At 58.7% G+C, this 19920-nt stretch carries 16 protein-coding genes; 10 read left to right on the forward strand and 6 right to left on the reverse strand.

All coding sequences use genetic code 11. The features are described from left to right. Window positions 1-3: 3 nt before the first annotated feature. From GA830_RS08170 to GA830_RS08180, 3 genes are all read right to left on the reverse strand, one after another. Window positions 4-810: a TIGR02186 family protein gene (locus tag GA830_RS08170; protein ID WP_195164541.1), complete on the reverse strand. Its 807-nt coding sequence runs from the start codon at window positions 808-810 to the stop codon at window positions 4-6. Then, window positions 810-1733, reverse strand: a complete 924-nt coding sequence (locus GA830_RS08175) for a sulfite exporter TauE/SafE family protein (RefSeq protein WP_195164542.1) — start codon at window positions 1731-1733, stop codon at window positions 810-812. Before GA830_RS08175 ends, GA830_RS08170 begins: the two co-directional genes overlap by 1 nt. A gap of 179 nt (window positions 1734-1912) precedes the next feature. Then, entirely contained in the window at window positions 1913-5641 is a 3729-nt protein-coding gene (locus tag GA830_RS08180) for an SEL1-like repeat protein (protein ID WP_195164543.1), read from the reverse strand. Window positions 5642-6057: 416 nt separating this feature from the next. On the opposite strand from GA830_RS08180, the gene GA830_RS08185 reads away from it, so the two are divergent. From GA830_RS08185 to GA830_RS08220, 8 genes are all read left to right on the forward strand, one after another. Next, window positions 6058-6516 carry a MerR family transcriptional regulator gene (locus tag GA830_RS08185; RefSeq protein ID WP_195164849.1) on the forward strand — a complete coding sequence of 153 codons (459 nt, stop codon included), beginning with the start codon at window positions 6058-6060 and terminating at the stop codon, window positions 6514-6516. 202 nt (window positions 6517-6718) lie between these two features. Further along, complete coding sequence (locus tag GA830_RS08190; protein WP_195164544.1) at window positions 6719-8512, forward strand: acyl-CoA dehydrogenase C-terminal domain-containing protein; 1794 nt, start codon at window positions 6719-6721, stop codon at window positions 8510-8512. Window positions 8513-8522: 10 nt separating this feature from the next. Beyond that, window positions 8523-9695 (forward strand): acyl-CoA dehydrogenase family protein, encoded by a 1173-nt coding sequence (locus GA830_RS08195; RefSeq protein WP_195164545.1) that lies wholly within the window; start codon window positions 8523-8525, stop codon window positions 9693-9695. A gap of 33 nt (window positions 9696-9728) precedes the next feature. Then, window positions 9729-10937 carry an acetyl-CoA C-acetyltransferase gene (locus tag GA830_RS08200; protein ID WP_195164546.1) on the forward strand — a complete coding sequence of 403 codons (1209 nt, stop codon included), beginning with the start codon at window positions 9729-9731 and terminating at the stop codon, window positions 10935-10937. Between the two features lie 74 nt (window positions 10938-11011). After that, on the forward strand, window positions 11012-13234 hold the full coding sequence (locus GA830_RS08205; protein ID WP_195164547.1) for a 3-hydroxyacyl-CoA dehydrogenase NAD-binding domain-containing protein: 2223 nt from the start codon (window positions 11012-11014) through the stop codon (window positions 13232-13234). Window positions 13235-13289: 55 nt separating this feature from the next. After that, the gene (locus GA830_RS08210; protein WP_195164548.1) at window positions 13290-13838 is read left to right on the forward strand and encodes a thioesterase family protein; all 549 of its coding nucleotides are present in this window, start codon (window positions 13290-13292) and stop codon (window positions 13836-13838) included. Between the two features lie 83 nt (window positions 13839-13921). Continuing rightward, on the forward strand, window positions 13922-14590 hold the full coding sequence (locus GA830_RS08215) for a S24 family peptidase (RefSeq protein WP_195164549.1): 669 nt from the start codon (window positions 13922-13924) through the stop codon (window positions 14588-14590). Beyond that, on the forward strand, window positions 14557-15258 hold the full coding sequence (locus GA830_RS08220) for a thermonuclease family protein (protein ID WP_195164550.1): 702 nt from the start codon (window positions 14557-14559) through the stop codon (window positions 15256-15258). The genes GA830_RS08215 and GA830_RS08220 overlap by 34 nt, the downstream gene beginning before the upstream one ends. A gap of 5 nt (window positions 15259-15263) precedes the next feature. On the opposite strand, the gene GA830_RS08225 is transcribed toward GA830_RS08220, so the two are convergent. Next, window positions 15264-15614, reverse strand: a complete 351-nt coding sequence (locus GA830_RS08225) for a hypothetical protein (protein ID WP_195164551.1) — start codon at window positions 15612-15614, stop codon at window positions 15264-15266. A 2-nt stretch (window positions 15615-15616) separates the two neighbouring features. Continuing rightward, a complete protein-coding gene (locus GA830_RS08230) occupies window positions 15617-17272 on the reverse strand; it encodes a lysine--tRNA ligase (RefSeq protein WP_195164552.1) in 1656 nt (551 codons plus the stop codon). A 145-nt stretch (window positions 17273-17417) separates the two neighbouring features. Here GA830_RS08230 and GA830_RS08235 point away from each other — a divergent pair, with 145 nt between their 5' ends. Next, window positions 17418-17831, forward strand: a complete 414-nt coding sequence (locus GA830_RS08235; protein ID WP_195164850.1) for a tellurite resistance TerB family protein — start codon at window positions 17418-17420, stop codon at window positions 17829-17831. Between the two features lie 4 nt (window positions 17832-17835). Further along, window positions 17836-18645: a sterol desaturase family protein gene (locus GA830_RS08240; protein WP_195164553.1), complete on the forward strand. Its 810-nt coding sequence runs from the start codon at window positions 17836-17838 to the stop codon at window positions 18643-18645. Here the strand turns inward: GA830_RS08240 and GA830_RS08245 are convergent. Continuing rightward, window positions 18632-19411, reverse strand: coding sequence for a transporter substrate-binding domain-containing protein (locus tag GA830_RS08245; protein WP_258045607.1), 780 nt, complete (start codon window positions 19409-19411; stop codon window positions 18632-18634). The two genes, GA830_RS08240 and GA830_RS08245, sit on opposite strands and share 14 nt — an antisense overlap. Between the last annotated feature and the right edge of the window lie 509 nt (window positions 19412-19920).

Below are 19920 nucleotides of genomic sequence, written 5' to 3' on the forward strand. Positions count from 1 at the left end.
GGATCAGTCCTTGCGGAAGACTACCCGGCCAAGCCAGCCCGTGAGGATGGCCAGGAAGATCGCAAACACGCCGTAGAGAAAACCGTGATCGCGTGAGGCTGTGTAGATCGATTGCTCGAAACCGGCCTTGACGATGGCAAATTGTGCCGACGTTTCCTTGATAAAAAGGCCATTCTTGAACAGGAAAGCGCGCGCTTTATGGGTGCCCACCGGCACATTTGGCGCGAGCGACAGTGTGGCACGAAACAGTGTCTGTGACAGGAACTGAACGCCACCGATGCGCTCATTGTAAAGGCCGCTCGCCTTCTTGCGATCGCGCAGCGCCTCGGTGAATTCCTTCGTCGTCGCCGGCGGTGCTTCCTTGTCCTCGGGCTCCATGTAAATGTTGGTCGCCCCGAGCGACAGGCGCCGGTAATTATTGGCGTCGGTCATATCCTGGTAGGCGCGTGTCGTTGCCACCGAATAGGAGATAGGCACGTTGAGGAACGTTTCGGCATCGGTGTTGATCCACATTCCGGCAACCCGGTCCTTGCGGCGCACCACCACGGGGCGTGGTGGCCCTTCCAGCACGACAATAACATCGTAACGGCCCTGCCGGCTGACCAGAGGGTCAGGGTTATCGAGCGCACCAAAGATAGTCAGGTCGGCGCCGTTGAAATTTGAAGTGATGGAAACCTGGTCGGTTGAAAGGCCGATCTCGATACTTTCAGCATCCGCCACAACGGGCTGCCCGAACGCCAATCCAGCGCTCGCCAGCGCCAGGAATACGCTCAAAAAAGTGATGGCGCTGGAGTTGTACAGGCCTGCCATTAGAGCCCGGCTCCCGCAGTCAGCGAATAGAGGCTGCCCGGTCGCACGAAGAGGTCAAAAGCAAGCCGCAGAGCCACCGCCAGAACCAGCGCCGCCAGAAGGGCGCGAAGCTGCTCCCCGCGCAATTTCTGGCCCGCCTTGGCGCCATATTGAGCGCCGGCGACCCCGCCCACCATCAGCACGAACGCCAGAACGATATCGACGGTCTGGTTGGCGGTTGAGTGCACGACAGTGGTGTAAGCGGCCACGAAAATGATCTGGAACAGGGAGGTTCCCACCACGACGTTTGTGGGCACCTTGAGCAGGTAGATCAGCGCCGGCACCATGATGAAGCCACCGCCCACACCCATGATCGCGGCGAGAAAGCCAATTGCTGCGCCAAGACCCAGCACCGGGATAACACTGACAAACAGTTTCGAGGTACGAAACCGCATCTTCAGCGGCAGCTTGTGGATCCAGTTATGCTGGCCGGATTTTTTCAATGTCGGGGCCGCGCCCGAGCGCGTGCGCCGTATGGCTCGGATACTCTCCGCCAGCATCAACGCACCCACCGTTCCCAACAAGGCGACGTAGAGCAGCGAGATGAACAGGTCGAGCTGGCCGATGGCGCGTAAGAACGCAAATACAAAGGCGCCGCCGGTGGAACCGACAATGCCTCCTGCCAGAAGCACTGTGCCGAGCTTGAAATCCAGCGTGCCCCGTTTGAAATGCGACAGCGCACCCGAAAACGACGAAGCCACCACCTGGTTTGCGCCGGTGGCTACAGCGATAGCGGGCGGAATGTTGTAGAAGATCAGCAGAGGAGTAATCAGGAAGCCGCCGCCCACCCCGAACATGCCCGACAGAAATCCCACCGCCGCTCCCATGGTGAGCAGGATGAAGACATTGACCGACATTTCAGCGATCGGGAGATAGATGCTCACCCGTCAAACTCTTTTTTTACTGCGTCTTCCCGCCCCTGCGAGATGCAACGAACGACTAGGTTCCAGTTGCGCCGACATTACGGCGAAGTCAAACTTTGTCGTGTTCAAAGTTAAAAAAAATCGCAACACTTCCAAGGAGATGGCCAAACCGCGCCGTTTACGGGCCGGGTTGCGCCAAATTACTTTTTCTCCAGCAGCAGCTTGACCAGCTTTTCATCGACGGCGCCGCTCGTTGGCAACCCGTTGTCGCCCTGGAACTTTGCGATTGCCGATTTGGTTTTGGCGCCCATCACTCCATCAGCACCGCCGGCGTCGTAGCCATTCTTGTTGAGGATGCGCTGGATGTTCTTGACCACCTGCTTCATGTCAACGCTGGCGGTCTTCCCGGCGCTCTCCTGCCATGCTTCGGGGATCTCGACAGTGTTGGTCTCCGCCGCCACTGGCTTTGGCTTCCAGAGTTCAGTCGCCCCGCGGGCACGCTCCAGTTGTTCGGGGCGCAGCGACTTGGCAATCTCGTCGCGCTTGGCGGCTGCATCGCGGTCACCGGTTTTGGCAACCAGAGCGAACCATTTGTAGGATGCCTCAAGGTTCTGCTCTACACCGACGCCCTTGGCGGCGAGAATGCCGAGGTTGAACTGGCTGTCCTTGACGCCGAGTTCGGCGGCTGCAGAAAACCAGCGAGCGGCAGAATCATTGTCGGCGACGCCGTCGGCGCCCATCGCAAACAGCACTGCAAGATTGTGCATCGCGCTGGCATTCCCCTGCGCAGCAGCCATCTGATACCAGGTCTTGGCCTTGGCAACGTCGCGTGTCACGCCGGTGCCTTTTTCGTAAAGATTGCCGATACGGTACTGCGCCGGGGCAAAGCCAAGCTCAGCCGATTTCTCGTACCAGCCCGCAGCTTCGCTCAGGTTGGCCTTCGTACCGCGACCCTCGGCATACCGCGCGCCGATTTCAAAAAGCGCCTTCGGGTCGCCTGCTTCTGCGGCTTCGCGCAATGGCACTGGCCCGGCTTCGTTCGGCACCGTGAATGCAGATGCAACGGGCGCCGCAGCTTCAGCGGCTGGCGGCGTGCTTGCTGTTGAGTTTGCGTCGGTGTCGATCGCTTCGGTTTCCGGCAGCGTTGCGCTGATGGGCTCGTCGTCCACAACATCGTCGCTAGCAGGAGTAGCCGTCGAGGCAGTCGACGCGAGCAGGGGAACGGTTGATACCAACCCACTGCCTTCAGGGGCTGCGGTCTCGAGCGCTGAACGTTCCGTCGCTTCGATCATACGAACCCCGTCGGTCGGGCTGATCGGCAGAGTGTTCTCTGCACCCGGTGATGTCACATCAGGCGCTGCCGCGAGATTGACATCACTGCGGATCGTGTCTGATCCGGCCAGAGTTCCCTGACCGCCGTCAGACAGGAAAGCCTTGCTAAGCTGCATACCCGCCAACGCAAGGATGATTGCAGTGGCTGACAACAGGAGAGTTTTCCGCTTCGCTCCGAAAAGCGAGCCGATCTTCAGTCGGCGGGGACTGCTAGGGCTTTCAGTATTCTTTTTGAGCATATCCGCTTCAGCCGCAGCAGCCTGTGCGGCGCGGCGGGCTGCGGCGATAAAATCGGACTTGGCAGCATCGAGTTCGCCGCCCCGTGAAGACTGGCCGCGCTCGTCGCGCACGCGCTTCATGATCGCGCCGAGATCCGGAGCGCCAGAGCCGGGCTCCAGCGGGCGGTTGGCGAGCTTGGGATCAAGTGGCTCGTCGAGGTCGACACTGGGTGCCATGTCAATGGGCGGCGCTTCCGCCAACGGTTCGACCTCTGCCTGCTGACTGCGCGTGAATGCGCGCGACAGTCCCCCCAGCATCGAGCGTTTCGCGCGACCATTTTGCGGTATGGGTTCCGCATCCGGGTTCAGTGCGGCGACGGCAGCAGCTGCCGCAGCCTCCGCCGGCGACCGGGTGACCGCCGGTTCGTCCCAGCCACGCATCGCGGAGAGCGACAGCGCGTCTTCGGCCTCCGCATCATGCGGCATTTCCTCGCCCGTTTCGATGGACGGCGCGTTGTCCACCGCCATCTTCCTGCTTGCAGCAGGCGTTGAGGAAAGCCCTGGGCCGGTTTCCAGTGAGCCCAACCGGTCAACGATCTTCAGCAAAGTGTCGTGGATGGCTTCGAAGGTCTTGGTGTTGCGTTCATCGGAGCGGCGCGTCAGCACCTCCAGTGCCTTCACATCATTGGCAAGCCCGACTGAGGCGGCCGAACCATCATTGGAAACCGACAGTGCCCGCACAGCATCTTCCGCTGCCTGGCGAGCTGCGGAAAGCAAGCTTTCGCGATTGCCCGAAATGGTCTTTTCAAGGTCGACAAGGCGCGGTGCGATGTCTTCAAACTCGGGCATGGGCGCTGCCGGCTTGGACAGATGAGCCGACAGTCCCGCAACCTGCGCTTCCAGGTTACGCATAAGCTCAGGATCAATTCCGGAGACACTTGCAGCGGATTGGTCCAGTCGACCGGAAATATCCTGCAGCCGTGCTTCAAGGCCACGGATGACCTCATTGCTGGAGGCGCTGCTACGCGCTTCCAGGTTGCGGGCAAAATCGTTGAAGCGCTGATCGATAGCGTCCATGATGTTCGTCTGGTCGACACCGCTGCTGGCATCGCGCGTTTCAAGGCGCACGGCGACCTCATCAAGCCGCCGCTCAAGATCACGGAAAAGCGACTGGCTCATTTCGACAGCGTCGTCCTGTCGCCGGTCGAGCATATCCGACAATGCATCAAAACGCTGTTCGATGCCTTGCAGCACATGGTTTGAAATCGTTGCCTGGGGCGCGCTGTCGAGCTTGGCACCGATTGCCGTGACTTGACCTGCGAGACGCTCGACGGCCTTCTCGGGCATTTCGGCCCGGTTCGCCAACGCGTCGACACGCTGCGACAAAAGGTTGAGGCGGTTGATGACCTCTACATTGGGCTTTTCGTCGGAAAGCTCTTCCAATTGGCGGGCAAGCGAGGTGATGCGTGCCTCGATGCGCTCAAAAGGCTGTGGGTCGATGGCGCTTGGCTGGATCGCGGAAGATGCGACGATGGCTCTCGAAATTTCGTCGAGACGCTCCTCAATCTGGGCAAAGGCGCTGTGCCCGCCGCGTTCATCATTGTGGCTGAAATGTTCGACCGCGCTTGCAAGCATGCGCACTTTTTCTTCCAGCGACTGTAGCGACAGCGATTCAGGAAGATTGTTCACTGCATCGTTGATCTGGCTCAGACGTGCGTTAAGTGCGATCAATTCAGGATCGTTGCCATGGCGGCCCGACCCAGCTTCCATGCGGTCTTCGAAATCACTCCAGCGGCGGTCAAAATCATCCCAGCGCCGGTCAGCCGTGCGGACCGTCTCCTCACGCGCCAGCGGATCGAGTGCAGCGCGAACCTGCTGCAATTCAAGCCGCAGAAGATTGACGCTCTTGTCATCGCTGCGCTCGGAAAGCGCGTTCACCGAATTGACGATGCGTTCCAGTTCCAGACCAAGCTCGCTGCTCACACCGGTCATCTGCCCGGCGCCATAAGCGCGGCTAATATCCTGGCGCAGGCTGTCGAATTCCCGCTTCAGGCCCGATGTCATCTGGTGGCGCAGTTCCTCGCGCAGCCCTTTCAGTTCTCCCGCAATCTTGCTGACTGAGGCGATGCTGTCTTCCTGTCCGCGGACGCGGTCCATGTCGTGCGCCAGCGCCTGATATTGCCGCTCGGAAATGGGACGGCTTGATGGGGTTCCGCTACGCGGGGGCGTTGTGTCGCGTGTCTGCCGTACAGGCTCGGGCGTCTGGCCGATGCGCTGCTCCAGCGTCTCCAGCGAGCGGTTGAGATCATCAAGCGAGGCATAGGGCCGCCGTTGCCGCCCGGCATTGAGAGAATCGAGGTAGGATCTTCTGTTGTTCATCGAAACGCCCGCTTGCCAACGAAGGCCGGTCTTCCGGCTTTATTTCCCTGTCGGGGATCGGAACGTCCGCTCACCAGCGGAGGAGGATATCCGGACTTTCGCCCCGTTCCGGCAAACCGTGAAGAATGAGCTACAGGATAGCCACGGCGCACCGACATGCGCACAATTCCCCGATCGTGGTAAACAACGCGTTAACCATCCTTACCAATCGACAAAGAAATGCCCCAAAGGTGCGACACCGTCACACCGGAGTTGGCTTGCGTTAGGGAAAGCCGGCCTCTATATTGTTGACGTAAACGTAAGTGCTGTTAGGCGCTTGCTCTGTGGTGAAACCAGGAAATGGAAGCAGCAGCCCCGCCGCTCTCCATCTCGCGTCCAGCATATCTGGGCGTTATTGAACGGGCATATTTAAAATGATGAAATTGATTAAAAACGGCGACATATCAGCGACAACCGACAAGGCATTGGAAACCGGCGACGGCTTTATCCGCATCGGTGAAATGGCCAAGGAATTCGAGGTCACTCTTCGGGCGTTGCGCTTCTACGAAGACAAGGGGCTGTTGAGCCCGAAACGCGAAGGCGCGACCCGGCTTTATACCCGTCGCGACAAGGCACGCCTGAAGCTCATCCTGCTTGGCCGCAAGGTTGGTTTTTCATTGCGCGACGTGAAGCAGATGATCGATCTTTATGATCCGCAGGGCACCAACACCAAGCAGTTGCGCATGACGCTTGAAAAGTCCGAACGCCAATTGATCCGCCTGGAAAAGCAGCGGCAGTCGATCGACGAGGCGATCGGCGAACTGAGCGAGGGCCTGTCGGTTGTGCGCGACCTTCTCGCGCAACGCCAGAACGCTCCCATCCGCGCTGCTGGCTGAAACAGTTTGCTTGTAACAAAATGCGCTCCGGGCAATCGGGGCGCATTTTTTTATGGATTGATGGAGACATCAGCGGTGCCAATTCAGCCATAAAATCACAACGGCAAAAATTGACGTTTACGCAAACGTCAACACTTGGTAGGGTGCATGGGACTCGCACGGCGGTGATGGTCCCCGCGCGTTGAAGACATTTGGAGGAAGCATGCCGATCTACAAGGCCCCCGTACGTGATACACTCTTCGTGCTGAATGAAGTGCTGGGCTACGAGCGCTACTCCAATTTGCCCGGATTTGCCGACGCCACGCCGGACGTTCTGGAAGCGATCCTGGAAGAGGGCGCAAAGCTGGCCGAAAATGTGATGCAGCCGCTCAACCGCATTGGCGACATGGAGGGTTGTGTTCGCCACGACGATGGTTCGGTCACCACGCCCAATGGCTTCAAGGCCGCCTATGACGAGTATCGTGCTGGCGGCTGGATGGGGCTTGCCGCGCCTGCCGAATTCGGCGGCCAGGGACTTCCCTACGCGGTGCACTCGGCGGTTGGCGAATATCTGTCATCGGCCAACATGGCGCTGATGATGTATCCGGGTCTCACGCAAGGCGCGATTGCAGCCATCGTCGAGCACGGCTCCGATGAGCAGAAGCAGCGCTTTCTGCCAAAAATGATCGACGGCACATGGACCGGCACCATGAACCTGACCGAGCCGCATTGCGGCACCGACCTCGGCCTGCTGCGCTCCAAGGCCGTCCCGGACGGAAACGGCGCCTATAAGATATCCGGCCAGAAGATCTTCATCTCGGCTGGCGAACATGACATGTCCGAAAACATCATCCATCTGGTGCTTGCACGTATCGAGGGCGCACCGGAAGGCGTTAAGGGCATTTCACTTTTCATCGTACCCAAATTTATTCTCAAGGACGATGGCGATGTAGGCCCGCGCAATCCAGTCAGCTGCGGCTCGCTGGAAGAAAAGATGGGCATTCATGGCAACTCAACCTGTGTCATGAACTATGATGAGGCTGAAGGCTATCTGATCGGTGCCGAAAACGGCGGCCTGAAGGCGATGTTCGTGATGATGAACGAAGCCCGTCTCGGCGTTGGCCTGCAGGGGCATGCGGTGGGAGAGGCGGCCTATCAAAATGCAGTTCTCTACGCCAAGGAGCGTCTTCAGGGTCGCTCGCTCTCAGGCGCCAAGGAGCCTGAAAAGAAGGCCGATCCAATTATCGTCCACCCCGATATTCGCCGCGCGCTGATGACCATGAAAGCCTTCAACGAGGCGGGCCGCGCGCTCATTTTGTGGACCGCGTTGAAGTCAGACATCAAGCACCGCTCGCAGGATGATGCCGAGAAGCAGATGGCAGATGACCTTCTTGGCTTGATGACGCCGATCGTCAAAGGGGTTCTGACCGACAAGGGCTTTGATCATGCGGTCATGGCGCAGCAGGTCTTTGGCGGCCATGGCTATATTGAAGAACATGGCATGAGCCAGTTCGTCCGCGATGCCCGCATCGCCATGATCTATGAGGGTGCCAACGGCATTCAGGCGCTGGACCTTGTCGGTCGCAAGCTGGGGCTCAATGGCGGTCGTGCCGTTCAGGCCTTCTTTAAGGAGGTCAGTGACTTCTGCGAGGAACATCGCGCCGACGACACCATGTCGTCCTACACAAAAGGGCTCAAGAAGGGCCTGAATGATCTGCAGGCGGCTACCATGTGGCTGATGCAGAATGCCGTGCAGAAACCCGATAATGCGGGTGCTGCCTCGACCGACTATTTGCATCTCTTCGGTCTCGTCTCGCTTGGCTACATGTGGGCGCAGATGGCAAAGGCCGCCAACGCAAAACTGGCCGAGGGGGCCGGCGACAAAGCCTTCTACGACGGCAAGCTGATCACCGGTCGCTATTTCATGGAACGCATCATGCCGGAAACATCCGCCCATCTGGCGCGGATCTCCACAGGCGCCGACACGATGATGGCGCTGCCGGCGGAGGCGTTTTGAGGCGCCCGACATGACCCGCAACGCCGCAGAAATCCTCGATCTCCCAAGGCCCGGCTGGGCCGGCGAGGATGTCGCCATGCTCTACGACATGGCGACGCGGTTCTTGAGCGACGAGGTCCTGCCGCACTACGAGACCTATGAAAAGAACGAGATCGTTGACCGGTCTGCCTGGGAAAAGGCGGGCGCGGCGGGCCTTCTCTGCGCCTCTGTCCCGGAAGAGTATGGCGGCTCGGGCGGCACCTATGCGCATGAGAGCGTGATCGCTGAGGCGCTCGGACATGTTGGCGTCGATGGCTTCGGCATTGCGCTCCACAACGCCATAGTCGCGCCGTATATCCTGCACTATGGCTCCGAAGAACAGAAGAAGCGCTGGCTGCCAAAGATGGCGAGCGGCGAACTGATCGGCGCCATCGCGATGACCGAACCGGGCGCCGGTTCCGATCTGCAGGGCGTCAAGACGCGCGCTGTCAAGGACGGCAACCATTACAGTATCTCCGGTTCGAAAACCTTCATCACCAATGGCCAGCACGCCAACCTTATTATCATGGTGGCCAAGACTGATCCGTCTCAAGGAGCGAGAGGAACGTCGCTGATCGTCGTTGAGACCGATGATGCCGACGGCTTCGAGCGCGGCCGCAACCTCGACAAGATTGGCCTCAAGGCAAACGACACCTCGGAACTGTTTTTCAACGAAGTGCGGGTGCCGACATCGAACCTGCTTGGCCACGAAGAGGGTCAGGGTTTCGTGCAGCTGATGCAGCAGTTGCCACAGGAGCGACTGTTGATTGGCGCGCAGGCAATCTCCATGATCGAGCGCGCGCTGGCTGTGACCATCGACTATGTCAGGCAGCGCCACGTCTTCGGCAATGCGGTGATTGATTTCCAGAATACCCAGTTCAAGCTGGCCGAATTGAAAACGGAAGCCACGATTGGTCGCGTGTTCTACAATGATTGCGTCAAACGCCATCTGAATGGCGGGCTCGATCCGTCAACCGCTTCGATGGCGAAATACTGGTTGACCGATCTGCAATGCAAGATCGTCGACGAATGCCTTCAATTGCACGGGGGCTATGGCTACATGAATGAATATCCCATCGCCCGCATGTACCGCGACGCGCGCGTGCAGCGCATCTACGGCGGTACCAACGAGATCATGAAAGTGCTGATTGCACGAAGCCTTTAGCTGGCTCAATCGGCTCGGAACGAGGAGAAGAAGATGGCTGATGTATTTGTCTATGACGCAGTCCGCACCCCGCGCGGACGCGGCAAGAAAGACGGTGCGCTGCACGAAGTGCCAGCGGTTCGGCTGGGTGCCAAGGTTCTGGAAGCGATCCGCGATCGCAACGGCCTCGACACGTCAACCGTCGATGATATCATTTTTGGCTGCGTCGATCCGGTCGGCGAAGCAGGCTCGGTCATTCCCCGCTCTTCGGCGTTTGAGGCAGGCTATGACAACAAGGCTCCTGGCATGCAGATATCGCGTTTCTGCGCGTCGGGTCTTGATGCCATCAATTTCGGTGCTGGCAAAATCGCCCAAGGGGCCGATGAGATCGTCATCGCTGGCGGCGTTGAATCCATGTCACGCGTCGGCATGGGCATGTCGGGCGGCGCCTGGTTCATGGACCCTTCGGTCGGCATTCCCGGCTACTTCATGCCGCAAGGCGTGTCGGCTGATTTGATCGCGACGAAATACGGTTTCACACGTGATGATGTGGATGCCTACGCGGTTGAGAGCCAGAAGCGTGCGGCCAATGCTTGGGACAAGGGCTATTTCAACAAGTCGGTCGTGCCAGTGAAGGACCAGAACGGGCTGACGATACTCGCCCGCGATGAACATATGCGCCCGACCACAAACATGCAGAGCCTGGCAGCTCTCAACCCGTCCTTCACAATGCCCGGCGAAATGGGCGGCTTTGCCGCTGTCGGCATTCAGGCCCACCCGGAAGTCGAAACGATCAACTATGTGCACCATGCGGGTAATTCGTCCGGCATTGTGGATGGCGCTGCGGCCGTCTTGCTCGGCTCCAAGCGTGCCGGCAAAGCGCTCAATTCCAAGCCGCGTGCGCGCATCCGCGCCTTTTCCAACATAGGTTCTGATCCAGCACTGATGCTGACAGGTCCGGTCGATGTGACCGAAAAGCTGCTGAAGCGCGCCCGCATGAAGATCGAAGACATCGATCTGTTTGAGCTCAATGAGGCCTTCGCCTCAGTTGTGCTGCGCTACATGCAGGCCTTCGAGATTCCGCATGACAAGATCAACGTCAATGGTGGTGCCATCGCCATGGGCCATCCGCTCGGTGCCACCGGCGCGATGATCTTCGGCACGGTACTGGACGAACTGGAGCGCCGCGATCTGAACACGGCATTGGTGACCCTATGCATCGGTGCCGGAATGGGCACGGCAACCATTATCGAGCGGGTCTGAGCCTGTTTCCCTCCCGGCGGGAGGGAACAGCAGCGCGATCAGTTTTGAACAATCAAACCGGGAGACTATCTCCGATGAGCACCTACAAGAACTTCACCGTCGAGACCGACCAGGACGGCATTGCCCTCGTAATTTGGGATATGCCCGACCGCTCGATGAACGTATTTACCGAAGAAGCGATGAAGGAACTCGACGCAATCGTCGATCATGTCACCGCAACGGATGCGGTCAAGGGCGCGGTCATCACGTCTGGCAAGGAAACCTTTTCCGGCGGCGCCGACCTGACCATGCTGCGCCGCATGCTCGAACAGTTCGAGATCGAAAAGGCCAAGGACGCAGAAAAGGCAACCCAGCTCCTGTTCGACAATGCAGGGCGCATGGGCGCGCTTTGGCGCAAGCTGGAAACCTGTGGCAAACCATGGGTATCAGCCATAAACGGCACCTGCATGGGCGGCGCGTTCGAGCTTTCACTCGCGTGCCATGGCCGTGTCGCGGCCGATAGCGACAAGGTAAAAATGGCGCTCCCGGAAGTGAAAGTAGGCATCTTCCCCGGTGCAGGCGGCACCCAGCGTGTCCCAAGATTGGCACAGCCGCAGGAAGCACTCCAGATGCTGACCTCCGGCCAGAACCTGTCGCCAAAGAAGGCGAAGGCAATGGGGCTCATCCACGAAATTGCAGAGCCTGCAAGGCTGATCGAAACCGCCAAGGCGATGATCAGGAACGGCCTCAAGCCAGTGCAGCCTTGGGATGAAAAGGGCTTCAAGCTTCCCGGCGGCCCGGTCTATTCGGCAGCGGGCGCAAATCTTTGGCCACCGGCTATCGCTATTCTGCGCCGCGAAACCTATGGCAACTACCCGGCCGCAAACGCTATTTTGAAGTCCGTATATGAAGGCATGCTGGTGCCGTTCGATACTGCCTTGCGCATCGAACAACGCTACTTCACCGAGATCATGCAGACCAAGGAAGCCGCAGCGATGATCCGCTCGCTGTTTGTCTCGTTGCAGGAGCTCAACAAGGGCGCGCGCCGGCCAGAAGGCATTCCTGAAACCAAGTTCAAGAAGATCGCTGTTCTGGGCGCAGGTTTCATGGGCGCCGGCATTGCCTATGTCACGGCTAAAGCCGGCATCCCTGTCGTTCTGCTTGATCGGGATATTGCCTCTGCCGAAAAGGGAAAGGCCCATTCAGAATCGCTCATCGCAGATCAGGTCAAGAAGGGCCGCGCATCTGAGGCAGATAAGGAAAAGCTGCTTGCGCTCATCACCCCAACCGCCGACTATGCGTCGCTGGATGGCTGCGACATGGTGATTGAGGCCGTGTTCGAAGATTCCGAGGTCAAAAAAGCCGCTACCGAACAGGCTGAGGCGGTGTTGAAGTCATCGGCGATCTTCGCCTCCAACACTTCGACCATTCCGATCACCGGGCTTGCCAAGAATTCTTCGAGGCCCAAAAACTTCATTGGCATCCACTTCTTTTCGCCCGTCGACAGGATGATGTTGGTCGAGGTTATCCTCGGCAAAAAAACCGGCGACAAAGCCTTGGCAGTGGCGATGGATTATGTCCGGGCCATCAAGAAAACGCCGATTGTTGTCAACGACACGCGCGGTTTCTACGTCAACCGCTGCGTGCTGCGCTACATGTCTGAATCCTATCAGATGTTGATCGAGGGCGTTCCGGCAGCGATGATTGAAAACGCTGCCAAGATGGCCGGCATGCCGGTTGGACCGCTGTCGCTGACGGATGAAACCGCAGTCGATCTTGCCCAGAAGATCATGAAGCAGACCATCCGCGATCTCGGCGAAAATGCAGTTGATGCCGACCAGATGGCGCTTATCAATACTATGGTAGATACGCATGATCGTCGTGGCCGCAAGAACGGCAAGGGCTTTTACGATTACCCAGCCAAGCCTGCCAAAAAGTACCTTTGGGCCGGTCTGAAGGATCTTTATCAGCAAAAGGATGCCGACACGATCAATGTCGAGGAGTTGAAGCAGCGCTTCCTGGTCACGATTGCGCTCGAAGCAGCCCGCGTCATGGAAGAGGGCATTGTCATCGATCCGCGCGAGGCCGATGTAGGGTCTATCCTGGCATTCGGCTTTGCTCCGTATACAGGCGGCGCCTTGTCTTACATTGACGGCATAGGTGCAAAAAACTTTGTCGCCATGGCAAAGGTGTTGCAGAAGAAATTTGGCAAGCAGTTCAAGGCGCCAAAGCTTCTGCTTGAGATGGCCGAAAAGGGTGAGACGTTCTATGAACGCTTCGACCCCTATGCCAACGGCGAAACAAAGAAAGCGGCCTGAAGTGGCCGGGTGCGCGCTGTTTCGGCGCGCGCCTCTCTTACGCGAGTGACCAAAAATGTACGTCTGGGCGCGTCTGGCAAAAATGGTGGCGACCGCCAAGTCGCGCGGCGCCTACCACATGGGCGATGGAGGTCGGTTGTCCTTCCGGTGCCTGCCCACCGACATTGACACCAACATGCATCTCAACAACGCCCGCTACATGATGCTGGCCGATGTCGGCCGCATCGATCTGTTCATGCGCGCTGGCCTGCTGGGCGTTGCCCGACGGAAAAAATGGGCCCCGATGATTGGCGGCCTCCAGGCGGTCTATGTCCGCGAGATCAAGCTCTGGCAGAGGTTCGATGTGGTCTCGACGCTCGAGACCTGGGAAGACACCCAGGTGATCGGCCGCCACCGCTTCGTGCATCAGGATGGCCGCACGGCCGCAATGATCATGACCACGGCTGGCGTCTACGATCTGGTCGACAAGCGCTTTGTGCCCATCGACGACGTGGTGACGGCGCTTGGCCAGGCGGGGACGCCGCGCCTCCCCACCGAGGCGGAGCGCATTTTTATGGCCTCGCATGGCGGCCTCCGCGAACTGGCCAAACGGTCAGGCCGCTAGCCCGGCGTCGCGGACTGGACAACCAGCCCGGTTTGGCGCTAATCAGAACAAAAGGTATTTTTTCCTGTTTTCAGGAGTGTCGCATGCTATCGCATGATCGCGTATGGGCAGCTATTGATGGGCTGGCCGAGCGCTATTCAATGTCAGCATCCGGGCTGGCCAAGCGGGCCGGGCTTGATTCCACCGCGTTCAACAAATCCAAGCGCTACTCGAGCGATGGTCGACCGCGTTGGCCATCGACGGAATCGCTGGCCAAAATTATTGAGGCTACCGGCGCTTCGCTGGATGAGTTTATGGGACTGGTCGAGAGTGACGAACACGACATGCGACTGGGTGCTGTGCCGACAGGCGCATTGCCAACGCCGCGCTCTACCGTGCCGTTGCTCGGCTTTGCGCAGGCAGGGGCCGGCGGCTTCTTTGACGATGCCGGATTTCCCCAGGGGCAAGGCTGGGATCTCGTAGAGATGCCCGGTCAGGCTGCCGAGGGCTCCTACGCGCTGCAGGTCCAGGGGAGCTCGATGCTGCCTCTCTACCGCGATGGCGATGTGCTGGTTATCAGGCCCGATGCCACGGTGCGCAGCGGCGACCGCGTCGTGGTCAAAACGCGCGAGGGGGAGGTGATGGCAAAACTTCTTGAGCGCCAGTCGGCGCGCTCAATCGAACTCGTGTCGCTGAATCCCGAACACCCCAACCGCAAAATCCTAGCTGAGGATGTGGAATGGGTCGCCCGCATCGTCTGGGCCAGCCAATAGCAATGGTGGGCCTCGATCGTATCGCTCCGCTCTTTGCGCTGGTCGGCATTGTGCTTCTGTCAGCGGCGATTGTAGCGACTGGCCAACATTTGGCGCAGTTGGAAAGCATTACACCTGCAGTCGAGGATATCGACATCGATACCATGGACGCGATTGATGGTGATGCATCGACACAAGGCGTGCCCGATCCGATGACGAGCGGTGGAACCTATCAGCGGCTTGAGGCGCGTGCGCCGCTCAGCGAATTGTCGGTGCCGGAACCCCAGCGTCCCAAACGCCCCGCGCCGGCGCGCCTGACGCCGCTCTACCAGCCCGTCGCGCATGCATCTGGCAGCTTCGAAGCCATGGGCTACCGGATCACGCTGGCCGGAACCGAAATGGTGCAGGGCGACGAAAACTGCAGTTATGGCGGCTCGCAATGGCCCTGCGGCGCCAGAGCCCGCGCTGCCTTCCGCGCTTTTCTGCGTGGCCGTGCCGTAACCTGCCCTGTACCGCCGGTACCGGGTGCGGAGGAATTGTCGGTCGACTGCCGCGTCGGCCACGCCAATGTCGGGGAATGGCTGGTAGAAAACGGCTGGGTTCGTGCCGCCGCAACTGGTCCCTATGCCGCCCTCGGCGAACGCGCCAAGGCCTCCCGCAAAGGCATTTTCGGTCCGCCCCCGCGATGAGGGATTTAATCCCGGCAGGCAAACGGCAAAAACGTGCTCGCTGTGCCGGCATTCATCGCGGCAATTGAAAGCTGGTTGGCAAGCTCCATTTCGCGGTCCGTGCTCGGGCACACATCGGCCCGCGCAATGCAGCCGGTGGCCATGAACCGGTCATGGCTGGCCAGAAAATCAGCCGTCAGACCCTGCTGTCCGTCCCTTGCCATGAGTTCATCCCACGCAGCCCGGTAGCGTTGGCACTTCTCGGCGGCCCAGGCCTTGTCGTGGATAATGGGTAGATCCTGAGCTCCGGCGGTGCCTGCGAACGCCATTGCAAGGGTGCATGCCAAGGAGAGTGTCTTGATCTGCGACACGCTCATTCTCACGCCAGTTCGCCGGCCAGAGCCTTGGCGATCAGCGCCCGCGTTTCGGGAATACCGAACAGTCCCGCAAACGAGCCAAAACGCGGTCCGCGCTCCTGACCGATCAGCACCTGATAGATCATCTGGAAGAAGGCTCCGGAAACGCCGGGCCCACCTTCCGGGCTTTTCTTGGTCTGATCCTGATAACGCTCGATCTGGCGGGCGACGTTCAAGCTGGCATTCTGGATTGCTTCACTATCGGCACCGGGTGCAAGCGTGCCAAGCTTGTCCGACAAGGCCTGCAACGCCTGCCGCTCGACATCGTCGGGCGCGCGAAAAACCTTTGTAGGCTTCACGAAATCGTCGAAATAGCGGATCGCATAACCGACCAGTCCGTCGAGCTCCGGATGCGACTGGGCTGTGACGCCTGACGCATGGCGCGAGATAAAGCCCCACAGAACATCCTTGTTCTGCGCGTTCGAGGCGCTGACGAGATTGAGCAGAAGCGCAAAGGAGACCGGCATGTCGACGACGGGCGGATTGCCATCATGCATGTGCCAGACAGGATTGCCGAGCCGCTCCTTCCATTCCTGACGCGGATAAGCGGAGAGGAATGAGTAATACTCATCCACAGCCTTTGGAATGACATCGAAAAAGAGCTTCTTGGCCTGCCGCGGTCGCTGAAACATATAGAGCCCCAGGCTCTCTGTCGGCGCATAGGTCAGCCATTCGTCGATAGACAGGCCATTGCCCTTCGACTTTGAAATCTTCTGGCCTTTGTCGTCGAGGAACAGCTCATAGACAAAGTGTTCGGGCGCATGCCCGCCCAGAATGGTGCAGATACGGTCATAGATCACCGCATTGGTCTGGTGGTCCTTACCGAACATTTCGAAGTCAACGCCAAGCGCTGCCCACCGCATGCCAAAATCCGGCTTCCATTGCAGCTTTACCCGCCCGCCGGTCACGGACAAGGTGGTCTCCTCGCCGTCCTCATCGTCGAACGTTATGGTGCCAGCCTTCGCGTCGACGGCCTTCATAGGCACGTAAAGCACGCGGCCGGATTTTGGCGAGATCGGCAAAAAGGGGCTGTAAGTTGCCTGCCGCTCGGGCCCGAGCGTCGGTAGCATCACCGCCATGATCTGATCGTAGCATTCGACTGCGCGCAACAGCACGGCGTCAAAGCGCCCAGACTTGTAATACTCGGTTGCGCTGGCAAACTCATAGTCGAATCCAAACGTATCGAGGAAGCGGCACAGCATCGCGTTGTTGTGGTCGCCAAAGCTCTTGGAATCGCCACCAAATGGGTTGGGAACGACCGTCAGCGGCATGTGCAAATAGGGCTCCAGCGCTTTCTGGTCCGGCACATTCTCGGGGATCTTGCGCATCCCGTCCATGTCGTCGGAAAAGCACAAGAGTCGGGTCTTGACCTTGTCTTGTGTCAGCACGCGGAAAGCATGCAACACCATGGTGGTGCGTGCCACTTCACCAAACGTGCCGATATGCGGCAGGCCAGACGGGCCATAGCCGGTTTCGAACAGAACGGTTTCGGGGTAATTTTTGCCCTTATAGCGCGCAACGATCTTTTTGGCTTCCTCGAACGGCCAGGCCCGGCTCTCTTCGGCCGCAGCCAGAACTTCGGGGGAGAGATCGATCATGTTGCTGCTTGCGTCTGCCATGGCATGCTATTCCTGTATTCCGCCCCGGCTCGGGGAGGGCGCGCCTGCTTTAGGCGTCGATGCCGAAAGCGTCAACGATTTGGCCCTGTTTTTCCTTGCGGGGGCCGGGTGCCGTCCTTACCTTGAGCGTGACTCGGAGGATGACATGACGCGCGCGCCAACCACGCATGAAGCCCTGATCCATCTGATGGTCGTAACATCCGCTGCCGACCGCGACATGGCTGATGATGAGCTGGCACGTATCGGCCATGTGATCCGTACCTGGCCCGTGTTCATCGATTTCGACGTCAATCAACTGATCCCTGTCGCGCAGACCTGCCAGCGGTTCCTAGCGGAAAGCGGTCTGGAAGGCATGCTGGAATGGTCGAAGCCGTCGATCCCCAGGCATCTTTGTGACACCGCCTATGCTGCCGCCGTCGAGGTCGCCAATGTCGATCTTGAAATGAGGCTGGAAGAGCTGCGCCTGCTGGAGAGGCTGCGCGAGCATCTGGCTATCGACGGACACCTCGCTGACGCAATCGAGCGCACGACGAAGGCACGCCACCGGATGCTGAGCTGAAGCCATGGATAGTGCCTTTTCCGAACCAGTCATTCGCATCGCGGTGTTCCTTCTGATTTTCGGATCGCTGGCTGTCTTCGAACTTTGGTCGCCGCGCCTTGACCGCGAAGAGATGCGCGGCGCTTTGAAATCCCGCCGCTGGATAGCCAATGTGTCCCTATTGCTGGTCTCGTCAGCAATGATGCGCATTGTCTTCCCAGCAGCCGCTGTCGGAGCCGCAGCCTGGGCACAGGCTAGAGGCTATGGCCTGCTTCCGATGCTGGGCGGACATGGTCTCGTAACCGGCATATTGGCTTTCGTGCTCCTCGACTTCTCCATCTGGCTCGAGCATCTGGCCAGCCACAAATTGCCATGGCTCTGGCGGCTGCACCGTGTCCACCATGCCGATACGGGTTTTGATGTCACAACCGGCCTGAGGTTTCATCCGCTGGAAATCCTGCTCTCGATGCTCTGGAAGACGGCAATCATCGTCATCCTTGGAGCTCCGGTCCTGGCCGTTTTGATATTCGAGATCGTGCTGAACTCGACGTCGATGTTCAACCACTCCAACCTGAAACTCGGTCTTGGCCTCGACCGCTGGCTGCGTCGCGTGCTGGTCACGCCGGATATGCACCGGGTCCACCACTCCACCATCCGCCGCGAGACCGATTCCAATTACGGTTTTAATTTTCCATTTTGGGACAGGATGTTCGGCACCTATCGCGCTCAGCCGGAACGCGGTCACGAAGGCATCGACATTGGCCTCTCGGCCTATCGCGGCGACAAACCGTCAAGTCTTGTCTGGGCTATGGTTCTGCCGTTCAGAAAAAACTGATCGGGAAGTAGCGCAGATAAATCTCTGCGAAAATGCCCTTGGCGCTGATCTGCTGGAGTGCGTGGTCAAAGGCGCGGGTGAGCGACGGGTCGTCTTTCGCTGTGGCGATTGCCAGGCCCCCACCCAGATGCTCCGGCGCGATGTAAGGCCCGCCGGCAAAACGGCAGCATTGGCCTGCATCAGGACCGGCAAGCCAGAATGAAAGCTGCATCCCGTCACCAAATACCGCATCGAGCGTGCCTGCTTTCAGCGCTTTAAACATGCTCTCTGCGCTCTCATAGGCGACGGTCTTTGCCTCTGGAAAATAGGCGCGCAGCATTGTCTCATGGGCAGTGCCCTGTTTCACGCCAACGCGTCGCCCAGCGATGGAGCGGTCAAACGGCTCCGACAATGCAGACGCTTCGAGTGTCACGAAGCGTGCCGGAAAGACCAGGTAGGAGCGCGAAAAATCAAACTTGGCGCGGCTGTCGCTGGTCACGGACAGTCCTGCCAGAATTGCCTCCCCCTGACCTTGCTTCAGCGTAGCTTCCAGCTCTGCAAAGGGCATTGCCTGGATCTGGCATTTTTCCGTGACGCCCAGCTCAGCGCAGATGGCCCGAGCAAGGTCGACATGAAACCCGCTCAATCGGCCCGAACTGTCTAGATAATTGAACGGCGCAAAATCTGTAGTGGTAAGAAACAGCAGGCGCGTCAGCTTACTAAGATCAGGTTTCTGAAGTCGTTCTTTTGCGTCCCAAAGAATCGGGATGCCGGGAGAATTTGCCATAGCCACACCGGCAGACGAACCAATGATAAATAGTGCTGCAAGCCAGGACGTAATCGTCCGTAATCTGTGTTTAGCTCCAGTAAAGGCACCATGCTGTCTTGGCATAATTGCTCACAAAAAACGTAGGATTCTCAATAACATCTAACCAATTGACAACACGACAAGTTCAGTTAACACTAACTCAGGGGTGTATAATATAACAACAAATACCCATAGTAGAGATTGCTTATACATGGCGTGCTAATTGTTCGCCGCGTTCGCAATTTTGTGCGTTGTGCGGAGCGATATGAAATCTAAGGCGAATATGCAACTTTTTCGATAGTGGTTCCAGGGGTTCTTGGTGTGGTGGAACGTATTGATGAATTGAGAGGCCCTCCCCGGAGACCCGCATTTGATGCAAATGCCGGGCTCTTCGATACGCCAGACCCCTATGCGGAGGTTTTCCGGTTTCCCGAATTGGATGGGTGGATTGGGATATTAGAGAGACTGTCCGTTCCTCAATCAACGCG

Source organism: Mesorhizobium sp. NBSH29 (assembly GCF_015500055.1).
GTDB lineage: Bacteria > Pseudomonadota > Alphaproteobacteria > Rhizobiales > Rhizobiaceae > Neomesorhizobium.

Coding starts and splice junctions, on each gene's coding strand:
- GA830_RS08230 (WP_195164552.1), bottom strand. CDS start 17,272: ATGGCAGACGCAAGCAGCAACATGATCGATCTCTCCCCCGAAGTTCTG.
- GA830_RS08195 (WP_195164545.1), top strand. CDS start 8,523: ATGACCCGCAACGCCGCAGAAATCCTCGATCTCCCAAGGCCCGGCTGG.
- GA830_RS08220 (WP_195164550.1), top strand. CDS start 14,557: ATGGGTCGCCCGCATCGTCTGGGCCAGCCAATAGCAATGGTGGGCCTC.
- GA830_RS08215 (WP_195164549.1), top strand. CDS start 13,922: ATGCTATCGCATGATCGCGTATGGGCAGCTATTGATGGGCTGGCCGAG.
- GA830_RS08240 (WP_195164553.1), top strand. CDS start 17,836: ATGGATAGTGCCTTTTCCGAACCAGTCATTCGCATCGCGGTGTTCCTT.
- GA830_RS08225 (WP_195164551.1), bottom strand. CDS start 15,614: ATGAGCGTGTCGCAGATCAAGACACTCTCCTTGGCATGCACCCTTGCA.
- GA830_RS08190 (WP_195164544.1), top strand. CDS start 6,719: ATGCCGATCTACAAGGCCCCCGTACGTGATACACTCTTCGTGCTGAAT.
- GA830_RS08245 (WP_258045607.1), bottom strand. CDS start 19,411: ATGGCAAATTCTCCCGGCATCCCGATTCTTTGGGACGCAAAAGAACGA.
- GA830_RS08170 (WP_195164541.1), bottom strand. CDS start 810: ATGGCAGGCCTGTACAACTCCAGCGCCATCACTTTTTTGAGCGTATTC.
- GA830_RS08205 (WP_195164547.1), top strand. CDS start 11,012: ATGAGCACCTACAAGAACTTCACCGTCGAGACCGACCAGGACGGCATT.
- GA830_RS08185 (WP_195164849.1), top strand. CDS start 6,058: ATGAAATTGATTAAAAACGGCGACATATCAGCGACAACCGACAAGGCA.
- GA830_RS08235 (WP_195164850.1), top strand. CDS start 17,418: ATGACGCGCGCGCCAACCACGCATGAAGCCCTGATCCATCTGATGGTC.
- GA830_RS08210 (WP_195164548.1), top strand. CDS start 13,290: ATGTACGTCTGGGCGCGTCTGGCAAAAATGGTGGCGACCGCCAAGTCG.
- GA830_RS08180 (WP_195164543.1), bottom strand. CDS start 5,641: ATGAACAACAGAAGATCCTACCTCGATTCTCTCAATGCCGGGCGGCAA.
- GA830_RS08200 (WP_195164546.1), top strand. CDS start 9,729: ATGGCTGATGTATTTGTCTATGACGCAGTCCGCACCCCGCGCGGACGC.